This is a genomic window from Frankia sp. CeD (assembly GCF_000732115.1).
Lineage (GTDB): Bacteria > Actinomycetota > Actinomycetes > Frankiales > Frankiaceae > Frankia > Frankia casuarinae.
Genome location: NZ_JPGU01000030.1, coordinates 15,416 through 32,016, shown reverse-complemented (window position 1 = coordinate 32,016; position 16,601 = coordinate 15,416). Strand labels below are relative to the sequence as shown.

General features: G+C 69.6%; 9 protein-coding genes, 2 pseudogenes and 1 riboswitch. Of the genes and pseudogenes, 5 read left to right on the top strand and 6 right to left on the bottom strand.

Features of this window, described 5'->3' with window-relative positions; all coding sequences use genetic code 11:
* Positions 1 to 26: 26 nt before the first annotated feature.
* The gene (locus tag CED_RS15340) at positions 27 to 1,601 is read left to right on the top strand and encodes a cysteine--tRNA ligase (protein ID WP_035911721.1); all 1,575 of its coding nucleotides are present in this window, start codon (positions 27 to 29) and stop codon (positions 1,599 to 1,601) included.
* A gap of 52 nt (positions 1,602 to 1,653) precedes the next feature.
* Here the strand turns inward: CED_RS15340 and CED_RS15335 are convergent, their stop codons facing one another.
* The 3 genes and pseudogenes from CED_RS15335 to CED_RS15325 form a co-directional block, all read right to left on the bottom strand.
* Positions 1,654 to 3,219: an FHA domain-containing protein gene (locus tag CED_RS15335; protein ID WP_235187100.1), complete on the bottom strand. Its 1,566-nt coding sequence runs from the start codon at positions 3,217 to 3,219 to the stop codon at positions 1,654 to 1,656.
* 75 nt (positions 3,220 to 3,294) lie between these two features.
* Positions 3,295 to 3,774, bottom strand: a pseudogene (locus CED_RS15330) (hypothetical protein); the annotation flags it as partial.
* Between the two features lie 45 nt (positions 3,775 to 3,819).
* Positions 3,820 to 4,983 (bottom strand): annotated as a pseudogene (locus CED_RS15325) (PP2C family serine/threonine-protein phosphatase).
* A gap of 942 nt (positions 4,984 to 5,925) precedes the next feature.
* Between CED_RS15325 and rlmB the strand changes: the two are divergent.
* Positions 5,926 to 7,017 carry a 23S rRNA (guanosine(2251)-2'-O)-methyltransferase RlmB gene (rlmB, locus tag CED_RS15315; protein WP_035911753.1) on the top strand — a complete coding sequence of 364 codons (1,092 nt, stop codon included), beginning with the start codon at positions 5,926 to 5,928 and terminating at the stop codon, positions 7,015 to 7,017.
* A 205-nt stretch (positions 7,018 to 7,222) separates the two neighbouring features.
* Here rlmB and CED_RS15310 read toward each other — a convergent pair whose 3' ends face one another.
* From CED_RS15310 to CED_RS15300, 3 genes are all read right to left on the bottom strand, one after another.
* Entirely contained in the window at positions 7,223 to 7,603 is a 381-nt protein-coding gene (locus CED_RS15310; protein ID WP_011438600.1) for a transglycosylase family protein, read from the bottom strand.
* Between the two features lie 2 nt (positions 7,604 to 7,605).
* Positions 7,606 to 7,781: riboswitch (cyclic di-AMP (ydaO/yuaA leader) on the bottom strand.
* 497 nt (positions 7,782 to 8,278) lie between these two features.
* Positions 8,279 to 9,928 (bottom strand): peptide deformylase, encoded by a 1,650-nt coding sequence (locus CED_RS15305; protein WP_035911710.1) that lies wholly within the window; start codon positions 9,926 to 9,928, stop codon positions 8,279 to 8,281.
* 887 nt (positions 9,929 to 10,815) lie between these two features.
* Complete coding sequence (locus tag CED_RS15300; protein WP_235187099.1) at positions 10,816 to 12,246, bottom strand: lipase; 1,431 nt, start codon at positions 12,244 to 12,246, stop codon at positions 10,816 to 10,818.
* 200 nt (positions 12,247 to 12,446) lie between these two features.
* Between CED_RS15300 and CED_RS15295 the strand changes: the two genes are divergently transcribed.
* The 3 genes from CED_RS15295 to CED_RS15285 all read left to right on the top strand — a co-directional run bounded on the left by CED_RS15295 (position 12,447) and on the right by CED_RS15285 (position 16,579).
* Entirely contained in the window at positions 12,447 to 14,381 is a 1,935-nt protein-coding gene (locus tag CED_RS15295; RefSeq protein ID WP_035911751.1) for an ABC transporter ATP-binding protein, read from the top strand.
* Between the two features lie 198 nt (positions 14,382 to 14,579).
* Complete coding sequence (locus CED_RS15290; RefSeq protein ID WP_084588327.1) at positions 14,580 to 15,725, top strand: iron ABC transporter permease; 1,146 nt, start codon at positions 14,580 to 14,582, stop codon at positions 15,723 to 15,725.
* Positions 15,722 to 16,579, top strand: coding sequence for an ABC transporter ATP-binding protein (locus CED_RS15285; RefSeq protein ID WP_035911705.1), 858 nt, complete (start codon positions 15,722 to 15,724; stop codon positions 16,577 to 16,579). The genes CED_RS15290 and CED_RS15285 overlap by 4 nt, the downstream gene beginning before the upstream one ends.
* Positions 16,580 to 16,601 lie beyond the last annotated feature (22 nt).

The window sequence follows — 16,601 nt, the reverse complement described above, 5'->3', positions numbered from 1 at the left end:
TCGAGCGGGGGCCGTACCCTTGACAGATGGGTCTCCACCTCTACGACACGCGCAGGCGGCGTGTGCGGCCATTCGAGCCGCTACGCCCCGGTCACGTGGGCGTCTACGTGTGTGGGCCCACCGTGCAGGCGGCCCCGCACGTGGGCCACATCCGCACGGCGCTGCCCTTCGACCTGCTGCGCCGGTGGCTGGTGCAGTCCGGCCGTTCGGTGACCTTCGTGCAGAANGTCACCGACATCGACGACAAAATCATCATCAACGCGGATCGGGACGGCACCTCGGTCTGGGAGCTCGCCACCCGGCAGACCCGCGCGTTCGACGACGCCTACCGCACTCTCGGGATCCTGCCCCCGACGATCCAGCCGCGCGCCACCGGTCACATCCCCGAGATGATCGCGCTGGTGTCGGCCCTCGTGGAGGGGGGCTACGCGTACGCCAGCGGCGGTTCGGTCTGGTTCCGGGNGGGNGCGTTCGCCGACTACGGAGCACTGTCCCACCAGCGACCCGACGCGATGCAACCGTCCGTGGAAGCCGAGCCCGGCAAGGCCGACCCCCGCGACTTCGCGTTGTGGAAGGCAGCCAGGCCCGGTGAACCGTTCTGGTCGTCCCCCTGGGGTGACGGCCGGCCGGGCTGGCATCTGGAATGCTCTGCGATGGCCGGAAAATACCTCGGCCCGGTCTTCGACATCCACGGCGGCGGACTCGACCTGGTTTTCCCGCACCACGAGAACGAACGGGCCCAGACGGTCTGCGCCGCCACGGCCCGCCCGGCGTCGAACGCGGCTTCGGCCGATTCGCCCGGCCCCGGTGGTGGCGAGCCCGGTGGTGGCGAGCCCAGTAGCGGCGAGATGGCGCGCTACTGGATGCACGTCGGCCTGCTGACGACCGGCGGGACGAAGATGTCGAAGTCGTTGGGAAATTCCGTCCTGGTGGCCGACGCCCTCGACGCGGTCCGTCCGCAGGTTCTGCGTTATCACCTGCTTTCCGCGCACTACCGGTCCACGCTCGAGTACAGCGCCGAGGCACTGGCGGAATCCACCGCGGCCCACGACCGGGTGGAGACCTTTGTCCGCAACGCGTTGGACATCCTCGGCGGGCCCGGGGAGGCGGCGGCACTGGCGGCCGACGAGGTCGTCTCGTCGGTGGCAGGGGCGCAGCCGACGGTGGCCGGAGCCCGGCCGGTGCCGGTTCCCGGGCCGGGTGGTGAGTCGAGGCTCACTCCGCGGCGGGCCTGGTCCGATTTCACCATCGCCATGGACGATGATCTCGCCGTCGGGCGTGCGCTGGCGGCCCTGTTCGGCGCGGTGAGTCAGGGAAACCAGGTGCTGTCGAAGGCCCACAGCCGGGAGCTGGCCGGGTGGGTGGACGTGACCCGCCGGATGCTGAACATCTTCGGTCTCGACCCGCATGAGCAGTGGCCCACCGCAGGTGCCGAGTTCAGGCCGGCGCTGGACGGCGCGATGCAGGTCGTGCTGGATCTGAGGTCCGCGGCCCGGGCCCGACGGGACTACGCGGAAGCCGACGCCATCCGGTCGAGACTGGCAGCCGCCGGCCTGATCGTGGAGGACACTCCAGAGGGCCAGCGCTGGCATCTGGCCTGATCCGATCGGCGGGTCGCCTGCCGCCCCGGACAGCGGCAGGCGACCTGGTAGATCAGCGGGCGCGCAATGTGATGCGCGTCCAGGCGCCCAGGTAGACCCGGTCCCCGTCACGAAGCGGAACGGGCTGGCCGGGCTCGATGGGGTCCGGTTCGTCGTTCAGTCGGGTGCCGTTGGTGGAGCCCGGGTCGCGGACCGCGTAACCGCCGTCGGGCAGCAGTTCGAACAGGGCGTGGCTGCGGGAGATCCCTGGGTCCTCCGGCGCTCCGGACAGGTCGATGTCGGGATGGATGCCACGGGACTCGCTGCGCCGTCCCACNAGCATCTGAGAGCCGGCCAGGGCGAAGACCCGACGAGGGTAGAAGGTCGGGAACGGGACCCGGTGGTCGTCGCCGCTGTCGTAGTACTCGCGCTCCGCCTCGACGATGGCCTCCCAGACGGTGCTGCCCGCCGACGCGCGGTCCCGGTCCCATCCGGCACCACGCCCGGCGCCGGCCCGCGGGTCGTCGAGGACCGCGTCACGGGGGTCGACGTGGCCGCCGCGGGTGCCGCCGAGTTCCGGATCGCCCAGTCGCGGATCGCCCAGTCGCGGATCGCCCAGTCGCGGATCGCCCAGCCGCGGATCACTCAGTCGCGGATCACTCAGCCGCGGGTCGGCGCCGGGCCGAGCGTGCCGCGGGTCGGTCGTGTGCCGCGGGTCGGTTGTGTGCCGCGGGTTGCCGCCCCGGCTCTGGGTGACCCGGTCGCCGGCTGGCGCGGGCGGGGCGGAGGCGTCCATGCCCAGCGGGTCCGCACCGTAGCCGTACTCGGCGTCGCGCCGGCTCCGGCGGTGCGTGTCCGACTCGCGATCAAGGTCGCCCCGCGGATCCGGATATCCACCCGGCGTCCGGCTGTCGCGGCCGGTGGGGTAGCCGCCGCGGTCGGCCCGGTCGTCATGGCCGCGGCTGTAGGGGTCGCGGTCGTAGGGATCGCGGGGATCGCGGGGATCGAGGTCGGGGTAGCCGCCCGGGACGCGCTCCTCGCGGCTGTCGCGGCCGGTGGGGTAGCCGCCGCGGTCGGCCCGGTCGTCATGGCCGCGGCTGTAGGGGTCGCGGTCGTAGGGATCGCGGGGATCGCGGGGATCGAGGTCGGGGTAGCCGCCCGGGACGCGCTCCTCGCGGCTGTCGCGGCCGACGGGGTAACCGCCACGGTTCTCCGGCGTGCCCCAGTCCCGGCCGTAGGGATCGCGCCCGTGGTCGATCCGGTCGTCGGGGGCCGGCCGCTCGTCACGCCCGCGTGGGTAGGGGGCACGATCATAGCCACCGGGCGGGCCGTAGGGGTCCTCCTGATAACCGCGGCCCCCCCGGGACTGGTCGGGGTAGCCGNCGCGGCCATNCCCGCCATACGCGTCGCCGCCGCGCGGGTCGCCGCCGCGCGGCGGGTCCGTCACCCCGGGCAGGTCGGCTGGCGAACGGCGGATGCCCAACGGGTCGTAGCCATCTGGACCGTCCGCATCCGGGCCGGTCTGCTCGGCTGGCCCACGCCGGCGGTTCCCGTCAGCCGAGCGGCCGGGGGCATCTGCTCCGTAGGGAGCTCGCCCGCCGTCCTCCGGACGGNATTCGTACCTCTCCTGACCACTCATGATCCCAATTCCGCACCGATCGCAGTAGTCGGGTCGTGAGACAGGTGCCCCGTAGGGCATCGTGCCCTCACCTGATCACCGGTTCACCCGGAGGGTCCTCGTCGACCGTGTGTCAAGGACCATCTCATCGATCTCATCGATCTTCTTGACGTTCTTCTTCAACCGAACCGTACCTGTTGTGGCATTGTCGACGTGAACCACCTTCTGTAGGAGGCGGTAGGTGTCTCCGTTGCCGGAGGCGAGCGCCAGCTGAGCGCCGCGTCCGAGCAACAGTGTCGCAGTCGCCTCGTCGTCGGCCCGACGCGCCTCCAGACCCCGTAGCACCGCGGCCGCGAGTTCCGCCTGGTCGGTGTAGTGGGCGACCGGGTCGTTGATCCGGCTCCACTGGGTCTCATCGTCCGTCCAAACCGCTCGGACCAGCGCCTTTGACGTCACCCGGCCGTCGACGACGAGGCTGACCCGCGCCGCCAGCGCCTCGGTTCCCAGCGCGCGGGCGGGCACCTGGACATTCAAATGGTAGTCGCGCGACTCGATTCCCCACGCGCCGGTACGGTACCGGAAGGTACTCGTTCTGGTAGACCTCCGCGGCGAAGGCGCTCATCAGTCCTCCACCCGGGCGGCCACCACCGTGATGTTGTCGTGTCCCCCGGAGTTGATGGCGAAGTCGACGAGGTGGCGGGCGACGTCGATGGCCTCGCAGTGGGGTGGGAGCTGGTTGACGAGCGCGGCCATCACGTCTGGCCGGGACGCGTAGTTCCACAGCCCGTCGCTGCAAACCAGTACCGTGGCCGGCGCCTCGATCGGGAACATCTCGGTGTGCGGCGCGACGTCCTCGACGTCGCCGCCCAGCCNGNGGGNGNGGGTGTGCGCCCGCCGGTGCGTCTCGGCCTCGTTGGCCGGGATGAGCCCCGCGCGCGCGGCCTCGGCCGCCCAGGTGTCGTCGGCGGTCAGCCGCTCGCACCAGCGCGGACCGAGCAGGTAGACCCGGCTGTCGCCGACCCAGCCGACTGTGACCATGCCCGGCCCGTCCGGGGTCGGCGGGGTGACGATGGCCGCGGCGAACGTGCACGACGGCGCCATCCGCCCCTCGGCCGCGCTGAGTTGGGCGATGGTCGCCTGGGCCGCGTCGACGGCGGCGTGCAGCGCGGCCTCGGCGTCCTCCGGGGAGAACCCGCCGACAACCGCGCGGGGCGATGTTCGCGGCTTCTTGTAGTCGGCATACGACGGTTCGAGGATGTCGAGCATCTCCTCGGCCCGGCTGACGCCGCGCGACGGGCGGGTGCCGTGGTGGACGGGGCGCCCCGGGCCGTGGGCACGCACCGCATCCGCGAGGACGGCCATGGCCGCGGCCGCCGCGGCGGCCGAGGCCTGCCCGGAGCCCGGAGTGGTCGATACGCCGTCACACACCACCGCGATCAGCGTGCCGTACACGACGGCCAGGCCCATGGCGTCCTCGTTGGTGGTGTGCCGGACGCCGCGGTCGCACACGCCGGCGAGCTGGCCGAGGTCGACCTCGCTGTGGTCGGCGTCGCCGTGGCCGGGGTGCGGACCCTCCAGCCCGTGACCACAGACCTCGCAGTACCGGTCGTCGGCATACACCGGTGCCGCGCACACCGGGCAGCGACCCAGGTCGTCGTCGAGTTCGAACGGCCCGCTCCCGGTGATCTGGTAGGCGACCGTGGGGGCGTCGTCATGCGGGTTGAGGTCCACCGTCATGCCGCCGGGAGAAATCGGACGCGGCCGGAAACAGCCGGGAGAACGCATGCGGGCGGTGTGCGCAGAGCCATGTGCTGGGTGCCTCCTGCCCCTGACGATCGGGTCGTCGATGCTCGCCGTGGCCGTCTCGGGACACCGACGGCGCGCGCCCGATGATCGACCGAAGTGGTCGCACTCGTCGAGCTGGTCATCACACATTCATGGAGATGTATTCTCCCAGCTTCCCCCACGGCACGTCGAGGGTGTAAATCGCCGTGCCGGCGACCTGATCCGACGCGCCCGCCATCGTCGGCGGGCGACCCTAAAAGAGCGTAAAGGCCGGGGGTGGATGGTGGCAGGGCCCCCGCATCCCGGGGAACCCCGGGCCTGCCGATCGGCGTGGTCACGCGGCCGCCGCTCATGACCCGCACCTCCGCTCGCGTCGTCACGTCGTCTCCCCGGGTCCGCCTGGGCCGCCGGGCCGGGAGGTGGCGCTCAACGTTCTATGCCGGGCATTCTCCAGNAATGTCNCCGCCGCGGCGGTGACACCGCCAGGTCGGGGAGCACACCCGCCGAACGCCCGCGACGGCGTGCCGCGCGGCCCGGCAGCCGTGACGAGCGCGGTACCGTAGGCCTCCACTCCGCCGAGCATGGTGAGACTGGCATCGAGATCGTCGATGTTGATCAGGTGGCTCCCCGCCTTCGCCATGGGGCACCAGCGGTCTTCGGCCCGCGACCACCCGGCGGCGGGTGGAAGAACGATGCGCACCTGACCCTCCTGACGCCGGTGAGGAGCGGCCGGACCACATCAGGTCGGGCCGTGGGCCTGCCGGCCCTCAGGATAGGGCGCCGGGTCCCCGGAAACGGCCATGTCGAGGTATGCCCATGGCAGAGCTCCTCCGCCGAGTTCCCGCCGAGCTCTCGCCGAGCGCGCCCCGACACGCCGGTGTCGTCCGCCGTATACCGTGGTCACATGGTCATTCCCCGGGCGTGTACTGGTCGGTGGTCCTGATGGCCGGCGCCGCTCGCCGGGACAGCGGGATCGCCCGCGGCGGTCAGGGCGGTCGGGCCGCCAAGGCCGGTTCCCACCGCAAGGGGGCCTCCACGGGCAGCGGCGGTCACGGCCGCAAGGCGCTGGAGGGCCGTGGGGCCACTCCGCCCGCGCAGCTGCGCCCCGGCCATCCCGCCCAGCGTCGTGCGGCGGCGGCTGCGGCGGCCCGTTCCGCCTCGGCCGGAGCCGAGCGGGGTCGAGCGGCCGCCGGCCGGCGCGGGGATGGTGGCCGCGCCGTCGCAGCTGCGGCCACCACCGGGCCGAGCGCCGTGGGGGGTTCCGCGGGGGCCGGGCGCCCACGGCGGACCGAGGGCGACGAGCTGGTGGTCGGGCGCAACGCGGTGGTCGAGGCGCTGCGGGCCGGGGTACCGTCGTCGACCCTTTTCATCGCCGGCGGGCTGGACTTCGACGAGCGGCTCGCCGACGCCCGCCGGCTCGCCGGGCGGGCCGGGATCGCCGTGGCCGACGTCGGCCGCACGGATCTCGACCGGATGTGTGGCACCGCTCCGCATCAGGGTCTCGCCCTCGTGGTACCGCCGTTCCGGTATGCCCATCCGGATGATCTCCTCGCCCGCGCGCGCTCGTCCCCTCCGGGTCTGCTGGTGGCGTTGGACGGGGTCACCGATCCTCGCAACCTCGGGGCCGTGGTGCGCTCGGCCGCCGCCTTCGGTGCCCACGGCGTCGTCGTTCCGGAGCGTAGGGCCGCCGGCGTGACCGCCGCGGCCTGGAAGACCTCGGCGGGGGNTGCCGCCCNGCTGCCGGNGGCGCGCGCCACCAACCTCGCCCGCACGCTCGTCTCCTACGCGGCGGGCGGCCAGTTCGTTGTCGGTCTGGCCGCGGACAGTGAAGTGAGCATCGACGAGCTCACGATGGCGACCGACCCCCTCGTCCTGGTGATCGGTTCCGAGGGACGCGGGTTGTCCAGGCTGGTCGAGCAGCGCTGCGACGTGAGGGTCCGGATCCCCATGGCGGGNGNGGNGGNGTCCCTCAACGCGGGGGNGGCCGCCGGGNTCACGCTGGCCGAGATCGCCCGCCGCCGTCGGATCGGCTGAGCCGGCCGATCGGTGGGTCCGCCGGGTCTCCGCCGGGCGGGGCCGCGGAAGTTGAGCTGGCCGACGTCGCCGTGACCGGGAAACCGTGACCGGGAAACGTAGCGCGCAGCCCCGTGTCCCGGACGGGACACGGGGCTGCTGACCGCGCGCCGATCAGTACCGGCCGGGCGCGGACGGTGAAGGCTGGCGCGGGAAGTCGGGCAGCTCAGATCTTGTGACCCCAGCACGGCTTCGAGGCGTACCAGGGGCTCGTCCCCTGCTGGGCGTACAGGATGCGGGCGCGCTGCCACTGCTCGGCGACGCTGGCGTGCTGCGGCAGACCCTTGCCGCCGACCCCGTGCCAGGTGCTGGGCAGAAACTGGAACAACCCGCCGGCGCCGATGGAGTTGACCGCGCGGGGGTTCCCCCCGGACTCACAAGGGATCACCTTGGAGAGGAAGTGGTCGGCGTTCGTCGACGCGCTGGCCGGTTGGGACAGCGCGAGGCCACCGCCGATCGAGGCCGCGAGAGTGGTGGCGGCGATCAAGGCCCGGGAACCGAGCCTGATGCGGTTGAGACCACGAGCGAGCGAACGAGCGTTGGACATTGAGTTGCCCTTCCCCACGCCTGCGAGGTGAGCTGTCGGGTTCGGGCTGGGAATGCCCGGCCGCGCATCGCGGCTTCACCCCGAGGACGTCTTTTATCGGCGCCCGGAATTGGTTCCCCCGCTCCTGCCAAAGGTTTGATTCTCGTCGAGCGGGGGCAGGATTCGGCGTGCCGCCCGACGCATGCCATCAGGTGACGGCACGGCAACGAACATAGCTGAGAGTGACCCGGGAAAAACAAGAGTACGTGAGGATGCACACAGTGCACCCCACTTACTTGTCCCGATCTTTTTAATGGTGTTTCGCGCCCGCGTGCGCGCCCGATCCTAGAGGTTGTTCAGTGGGCTGAAAATCCCCAGTTCGTGGCTGGGTCGTCACGCTGACGGTAAACAATACGCGATGCGTGGGGAATCTGTTCCGCCGCGTGGCGATCGAGCCTCCACTACCCGCTGCCGGCAGTCTCTAACCAGGTTCCGAAAAAATCTGTGTCGACGTTCCGGCGGACCCGCACCTATCGCCTGCTTTCCGGACTATACGGCACGAGGGAACCATGTCATATGTCGGATCTAACAGTCCGTGTCGGACACCCGGTCCCGGCGCTGCGCCGTCGGCACGTCGGCACGTGGGCACGTCGGCATGCCGACGTGCCGNCCGCGGGGCGGGTGCGTTCGGGTTGGTCAGCGGTTGTAGGACCAGGCCGAGCCGGTACCCCGGTACTGCTCCACCGGGATCGGTGTGGTTCCGGCCCGCATCCGATCCGTGTAGAGCTGACCGTGCAGGTGATCGATCTCGTGAGCGANGAGCCGCGCCAGCCCCTGCCGATAGACGGTGATGTGCCGGTTGCCATCGATATCGGTGTGTTCGACGTGCAGCTCCAGCGGCCGGGGGACGAGGCCACGGACGTCGAAGAAGCTCAGGCAGCCCTCGTACTGCTCGTCGGTCTCTCGGGAGGTCTCGATGACGCTGGGGTTGAGCAGCGTGAGCGTGTCGCCGCCCGCGGTACGCACGATCGCCGCGGCGCGGTTGATGCCGACCTGCGGCGCGGCGATGCCCAGGCCCTTGCCGAAGGTGTGCAGGGCGGACACCCGTTCGAGGGCGGAGGACAGTTCGGCGACGACCCGGCGCGCGTCTTCGGCCTCGTTGGGCAGAGCGAACGGGCGGGCCGGCTGCCGCAGGATCGCCTCACCCTCCTGCACGATGCCGACGGCCGCCATCTGATCGCTGGGACGTGTTCCGGTCTCCGTGGCCGGATCACGTTCCGGCACGGTGGCCCGGAAGTTCCATTCCAGCCGGTAGCGGGCGTGCAGCGGCGGCTCGGTGGTCGACCAGGTGAAGATCCGCCGGTCGCCGGAGTCGGTGCGGGCGACTGCGGTCCGCAACGGGAAGGCATCGGCGGTCATCGACGTCTCCATGCCCCAGACCACGGGATCCAGCTCGGCCGGAAAGTCCAGCCGCACCGAGAGGAAACTCGTCGGTACCCGCACGGCACGCTGGAACCACGGCCCCCACTTCTCCCTGCTTACCTGGTAGCTGTAGTTGATCCACGCCGATTCGCCGGGATAGAGCGGAAATCGTCCTCGGCTGTTCTCGAAGAGCAGCCAGACCTCCTTGAGCGCGTCCCAGTCGGTCTTGACCTGCCAGGCCATCTGCTCGCCGCCACAGTGCGCGCTGAGCTGGAGGTCCTCCCAGCGCAGCGGATCGGATCGGTACAACCGCGCGGAGCGTTCCGGATCTCCCGGGAACCGGTCGACCGATATCCGCATCAGATACCGGGTTACCGGTTCGCTGCCGGCGTTGAGAAGACGTCTTCGCTGGTGGGCGACGTACATGCTGTCGTCGTAGCGGAGTTCGGCCCGGTCCTCCTCGACGACCAGGCCCCCCGGTCCGGGGGGGAGCCGGCCCGGGCTCTCGGCGACGACGGGGCCGGGGGCCGGGGCCGGGTCGACGGAGGGGGTCGCGACGTGGGCTACCGGCGTCGGGCCGGATCCGGCCGGAACCGTTGGCGGCCCGGGCGGCTCGCGCACGTCCCGTGCCGCCTCCCACGGCCGTGCGGCCAGGTGGAAATAACTGCCCGGGATGCGCAGCGCGTCGGTGATGCGTTCGATCAGGGAGAGCCGGGCGATGTGGTCCTCGCCCTGCATGATCCGGCTGACCCTGCTCTGGCTGAGCCCTTCCACCGGAGATGCGATGCGATTCTGGCTGGCACCGTCGTACTTCTTCATCAGCCGGAACACCGTGCGGAAGTCCCGCGTCGCGCACGCCGCCCGGAAGTCCTCCCGGGCCAGCAGCCTGGGCGATACCCGGTAAGGTCCAGATTCGTACGACATCGAAACGGCCTTCCATGTCGGTACGGTCGGTGAAGGCCGGAGTGAAATCGGGCGATCAGTCCTCCGTCAGTCGACACATCAGGATAACGACGCCATGTCAAACGGGCACAGATGTCCGGCTGAATGCTCGACTGTCGGGTATCCGACAGCGCGGGATCGGCGGTTTNCCCNATCTTTNCGGGNTTTTNTGGTAAGGCGGATGTCGTGTCTGACTCCTTGCGGACAGCGACGGCTGCTGGTGGCGTGCTGTCGCCGCCGGCCGGGGTGACAGGAGGCGCACCCGCCGCCTGGAAAGAGCTCGTTCCACCCAAGGAACTAGGTCTTCGTCCCGTGGCGATCCGGGCTGCCCTAGCGGCGCGATCCGGGCCTGATGCCCACCGATGCCGCCTCGCTCCTCGATGTCCGACGGCCCGTCGCGGCGGACAACTGTGGAGGGTTAGGCACGGTTTGGCGGCCGTAAACCGGTTCGCCTCCCAATATCTTCGCTTTCGGCCATCTATTCGCGATCTTCGGCGTTTCGCGCCGGGACATCCTCGGCCAAGGCCGTGCGGATGCGACCGCCGAGACGGCCGGGTAGTTCGGTCAACGGGGTCCAGCGGTAGTCAGGGAGCGACCCAACCACAACTGATCAACCAGATGTGGGGGGTCAAGTTTCCGAGACTCGTGGCCCATACGAGAAAGGCATGCCTGACTGACGTTTCCGGATCCCGGTCGCCTGCGTCAGTCTTGGTGGCAGGCCGGTCCCGCCCCGCGTCGAGCCGCGACCTCCGCCGGGCGGGGCCGGCGTGATGCCGAGCCGCGGCCGGGCGCGACGCCCAAGACCTCCGTCGGGGGGCTATGGACAGGTGGCCCTGCCCTGCCCAAGCAGGGCCACCCTCGGCCTCCGTTCAGCCCTCGCCGGTGAAGTGCAGAGTGACGCGATGCCGGTCCGACGGCCAGGCGGGCACCTGGAGAACGCTCCGGTGGGCTGTCTTTCCCCGCGGCGTCATCGCGACTTCGACCGAGCGCTCACCCGCCGGGATGAACACATCTACGCCGGTGATGAAGCCGATCCCGAAATACGCCGGAATCGGCATTGTGAGGTGGGTGACGCCGTCGGAATTCCGGTCGAACAGGTAGACGCCCAGGGCCAGTTTGGACCGGGGCGCGTCGGCGGCGTTCAGCACGTTCTTCCCGTCGATGCTGAGGACGTCGTCGGCGTTCCCCTGGTCCCCCCACCATTCGAGCGGGCGTTCGACGACCAGATCGGTGTGCCCGGGACCGGTCTCCATCCCGCCGCCGATCTCCTGGCCCGGCTGGCTCGTCAGCAGACGTACGAGGTGATCGTCGCGGCGGAACGGCTGGTAGTAGAAGTGGTGGTCGGGTTCCCCGCCGCGTACGATCACGAACTCGTAGGTGGAGGCGCCGTCACCTCGGAACGGACCCCAGGATCCGTCGCCGGAGAGGTGGAAATAACCTTTGAGGCTGTTCGCCCCCCGCCGACCCGTCCGTGGGTCGACCCGGTGAACCTCCAGCCTGGCGTCCNGCACACCGACATTCATCGGATAGCGCAGGGCCCGGCCGGAGATCTCGATCGGGCCCTGCTTCGGCACCACGTCGGTCGTGTGCGGAGTGGTTCCGGTGAGAAACCGGTACATCTCCCTGAAGGTGGCCGTCGAGGTCAGGAGCTGGGCGCGGTCCTGGTCGACGAACCGCACGTTGACGGCCCCCTCGACGCGCCGGGTCGGATCGTTCTCGCCCCAGACCGCCAGGGTGGGCACTCCGGCCGGGGGTCTACCCGCGAGCGAGCCTCCGACGGTGACGTAGTGCGCGACCCGGTTCGCCCGGTCGGATGAGCTGGTCAGGTACCGCTCGCTTAGCGCGGCGCCCTCGAGATGTGCCACCAGATCGAGCTTCTTCGCCCCGGTTGCCTTGAGGATACTAGCGATCTTCGCATCGAGGTCCGGAAGGACCTCCTCGACGGAGTTGGCCGAGGACGACGCATCGTAGTCGAAGGCCTCGACGTAGTCGACGGGATAGCCGTTTGCGGTGAATCGTTGCGCCGGTGTCTCGAAGAGGCTGCCCGACCCAAGGCTGCCGTGCACGAACAGGATCGGGAGGCGAGAGGCGTCCGGGGCGGCGACCGCGGCCTCCGCCAGCTCCCGCGCGAGCGCCGGGGAGCGTCCCGCGCCGGACTCCGTGCCACCAGCGCCGGAACAGGCGACCGCCAGTCCGGCGATGGCAAGCGCGCTCAGCAGGTGGAAGTAACGGCGGCGAGCCACTCGACGTCCCTTTCCCTCGGGATATCCGATGGCCACGCACCGGGCCACCGTCAGCATTTCTCCTGTCGGTTACACCTCGGTAGCGGCGCACCACTGGATCGGACGTTCTGCGCGTCCGACACGTCTCGTGCCAGAGCACAGTACATCGGGCCGGCGCATGTGACGGCCAGGCCCTCGTGAGCTTCGGTGCGGACGCGGCCGTTCCCCTGGTCAAAAACAAGGTGCGGGCCCGGCCGGTCGCCTGTCATCATCTCGGCATGGACAGCGTGGCCGGCGGGGTTCCGCATCAGGAGATACGGTCGCCTGGCATCGGTTCCCGTGGCGCCGGTCAAAACGGCACCGGCCTGGACGATGTCGGCACCGCCGTGGACAACCTCGTTTCCCGCCGGGTGGAGCGGCATGCCGCCCTGCGTTCCTATCTGCGTTTCGTCGCGACCTTCAAGGGGCCGGCTCTCCTGGTCGTCGGTGTCTTCGTCCTGTCCAACAGCCTGCTCGCCGTGATACCGGTCCTCATCGGCCTTCTCGTGCAGGCTCTCGCCAGCGCCCCGGTACAGACCCACGACGCGTACCTGTACGCCGGCGTCCTTCTCGCGTGCAACATCGGCCATGACCTGACCTGGCGTGGTGCCGAGGTGCTGTATCTCCGGCTACTCAACCACCGGGGCTACGAATACGAGAACATTCTCTTTGGAAATGTCATAAACGAGCGATATCCATACTTCGTCGGCAAGTTCACCGGAAAGATCAGCAGCTATGTGAGCACGCTCGGCCGCGAGTTCCGAGAGATCCTCGAGACGGCGTGCTTCACGTACGTCGAACAGCTGGTCAAGGTTCCGGCGATCCTAATGATCATGTTTTCGGTTAACCTTTACTCGGGCCTGACCTTCCTGGGTTCCGTCGCGATCATGCTTCTTGTTGGCAGGCACACCGTCCGTCGTTCGGCCCGCGCGGAGAAGCGGCTCGCGGACGAGGTCTCGGAGATGGACGGTTACGTGATCGACGTCATCTCGAACTTCGTGAGCGTGAAGTCGTTCCTCCAGGAGGAGGCCGAGTACGAGCGGGTCCGCCGGCGTCGTCGCCGGGTCATCGCCGCCGCGTATCGCTCGTCCTTCTGGAGCATTGTGTTCTGGACCTCGATGAGCCTCGTGGTCCGGTACCTCGTCTGGCCGGTGTCGATCGTCCTCAACCTGTATCTATTCCTCCACGGTGAGATGAGCCTGGCCCAGTTCACGACCTTTCTCTCCGCGCTGGTCCTCTTCTCCGACTTTATCTGGGGGACGGTGTGGGAGATTGCGCAGCTCAATCTCCGACTCGCCCGCATCGAGGAGGCCTACCACTACCTCTTCGCCGGTCGGAACATCCTGTCAGCCGGTCCGGATAATTCGGCCAGTCCGGATAATTCAGCCGGTTCAGCTGGTTCAGGCCGTCCTGCGGTTCTTCCCGCGGTTTCCGGTCGGCTGCAGTTCCAGGGCCTGTCGTTCGCCTATCCCGAGAACGACCGGAACCTCGTGCTCGCGGGCATCGACCTGGCCATCGAGCGGGGCGAAAAGATCGGCATCGTGGGTCGCAGCGGAAGCGGCAAGACGACGTTCATCAAGCTGTTGCTAGGCTACTACCCGCTCCCACCGGGCATGGTCGCCGTGGACGGTGTTCCGGTGTCCAACCGCCAGCTCGCTCGGGGTATCTCCTACGTTCCGCAGGACACCACCCTCTTCCACCGGTCCATCCGGGACAACATCGTCTACGGGACCGCGGGCCCGGTGACCCAGGCGCAGGTGGAGGCGGCGGCGCTGCGGGCCCACGCGCACAGCTTCATCTCGCGGGCGCCCGACGGTTACGACACCGTCGTCGGGGAACGTGGCATCAAACTCTCGACCGGGCAACGGCAGCGGATCGCCATTGCCCGCGCCTTCCTGGACGACAAACCCATCCTCATTCTGGACGAGGCGACGAGCGCGCTGGACAGCGAGAGCGAGGTACTCGTCCAGAACGCACTCGAGAACCTGTGGCGAGACAAGACGGTGATCGCCGTCGCGCACCGGCTGTCGACCCTGCTGCACATGGACCGCATCGTCGTCCTCGACGACGGCCGCGTCGTGGAGCAGGGGTCCCATCGCGAGCTGCTCGAGCGGCGGGGGNGCTACCACCNGCTGTGGCAGCGGCAGAGCGGAGGAATGATCCCGGTCGAGTAGTCGCCGGATGATGGTGACCACCCGACCACGACGAGCGGGTATCCTCTCCTGCCCCCTACAGAACCGTTGACGGAGCCCGCGCAGGGCTGTTAGCTTGCCCAAACGAAACGAAAATCGTTTTCGTTTCGTTTGAGTCAACGGGGGCATCCGCTGTCCATCGATCAACCTACGTCGGTACGTGCCACGCCGACGCCATCCGTGGGTGCCGCGGACGCGGTACGGCTGCGGGCGGTGGCGGCGCTTCGACCCGCCCGCGGGATGCCCGCGGTCACTGCCTGCGCCGTGCTGCCGCGCACGGCGCGCGGCGCGCGCGGCAGATTCTTGATCACTCTGCTCGCCCTGGTGCTGGCGACACCGATCGTTGTTGGGGCAGCGATCGGCGTGGGTTCGGTATCGGTGCCTCCCGGTGAGGTGTGGTCCAGCGTCGTGGCTCATCTGACCGGCAACGGTGCTCAGTCCTCGATGATCAACGATCAGATTATCTGGCAGGTGCGGACGCCGCGGGTGTTGCTGGCGTTCGTGGTGGGTGCGGGCCTGGCCGTGGCCGGAGCCGTGCTGCAGGCGGTGGNGCGTAACCCCCTCGCCGATCCGTATGTGCTGGGCGTGTCCTCGGGNGCCTCCGTCGCCGCGGTCGCTGTCCTCACCCTGGGAGGGGTCTCGTCGTCGGGGCTTGCCGCGGCGGTGGGGGTGTCGGGGGCGGCGTTCATCGGTGCCGTTCTCACCCTGGCTCTCGTGATCGCGTTAGGGCGTAGGCGCGGTTACCTGGACCCGCAACGGCTGCTGCTCGCGGGGGTGGCGCTGACCTATCTGTTCCAGGCTGGCACCAGCTACCTGCAGTTGCGGGTCGGCTCGAACCAACTCGCCGCGGTGCTGTTCTGGCTGCTGGGAACGGTGTCGGGGGCCGAGTGGGACACACTGGGGCTGCCCGCGTGCATCGTCGTGGCCGCGACGCTGTGGCTGCTGGCGCAGGCCCGGTCGTTGAATGCCTTGCTGCTCGGTGATGAGGCCGCCGCCTCGCTGGGGATCCCGGTCAGCCGGCTGCGGACCCAGCTGCTGATCGTCACCGCCGCTCTGACAGCGTCCGTCATCTCCGTCGCCGGCGGTGTCGCGTTCGTCGGCCTCATTGCGCCGCACTGCGTGCGGATGCTTATCGGGTCGGACCACCGGCGGCTGCTCCCGGTAACGGCGCTGCTGGGCGGAACGTTCCTCGTGCTGGCCGATCTCCTCGGCCGGGTCGTGGCCCGGCCGTTGGAGCTGCCGTTGAGCATTATCACCGCGGTCGCCGGGGTGCCCTTCTTCCTCGTGCTGCTGCGCCGGTCGGGACGGGCGAGTGGTGCCTCGTGACGGGCCTTCGCCTGGAAGGTCTGGGTGTCGTCGCCGACGGGGTACAGATCGTGCGCGACCTGACGGTCGGCTGTCCCCCCGGCGCCTTCGTCGGCCTGGTCGGTCCGAACGGCAGCGGGAAGTCGACCGTGCTGAAGACGGTCTACCGGGTGGTGCGGCCGACGTCCGGTGCGGTGCTGCTCGACGGAACTGACCTGGTCAGGGACCTCACCCCGCGCCAGTCGGCGCGGCGGGTCGCGGCCCTGGCGCAGGAAANCCCCGATGGCTTTGACTTCACCGTCCTTGAGGTGGTCGCGACCGGGCGGACCCCCCACCAGAGCGCGTGGAGCCCGACCTCGACCGGGGATCATGAGATCATCTCGGCCGCGCTCGACACCGTGGGCATGGCCGCGCACGCCGGGCGGGCGTTCGCGTCGCTGTCCGGCGGCGAGAAGCAGCGGGTCCTGCTGGCGCGCGCCCTCGTGCAGGCACCGTCGGTGCTGATCCTGGACGAGCCGACCAACCATCTGGATATCAGCACCCAGCTGAGCCTGCTGGAGTTGGTGCGCTCACTCGGGATCACCGTGCTCGCCGCGTTACATGACCTCAACCTCGCGACGGCCTTCTGTGACCGGCTCTATGTCCTGCACGACGGCGCGGTGATCTGTTCGGGCAAACCGGAGGACGTCCTGACCGCCGACCTCATCGGCCGCGTGTTCGGGGTGCGCGCCGACCGGAGCGTCCACCCGGTGACCGGCCGCCTCCAGCTCGCTTTCTCCAGTCTTCCCTTCCCCAGCCTGCCTTCTTCCAGCCTGCCCGGAACAGACGAGCCGGCCCCGGTGGTAGCTGGCGCGGAAATCCCGATAAAGCAATGACCCGATGAAGCAATGGAAGGAG